1 pseudogene is annotated in these 275 nt (G+C 64.7%); it reads right to left on the reverse strand.

Annotated features, from left to right (window positions below):
* A pseudogene (locus SCA31_RS23285) lies at window positions 1-275 on the reverse strand (exodeoxyribonuclease VII large subunit); the annotation flags it as partial.

The raw sequence follows: 275 nt of genomic DNA on the forward strand, positions 1-275 counted from the left end.
GGGAAGGAGCGGGAGCTTCCGTTTTCGGGAATCCGCGAACAGTCCCTCTGCTGCCAAGGCCTGCCGCAGGCGTTCGATCCGGGCAAGGAGGTCGCCGAGGCCGACGGGCCTGATGTCTTTGACGGACATGTTGAGGCGACCAGTCTTTACCCAGAAGTCCGCCTTCACCAGCGCGACCACCCGCGAACCCCGTTCCAGGGGCACCGGCTGGCGGTCCAGGACAGTGGACCAAACAGAAGCAGGCAAAGAGATTTCGGCGTCGACGTCGCGCAGCG

It is taken from the genome of Chryseobacterium sp. SIMBA_028, from assembly GCF_046535285.1.
GTDB lineage: Bacteria > Bacteroidota > Bacteroidia > Flavobacteriales > Weeksellaceae > Chryseobacterium.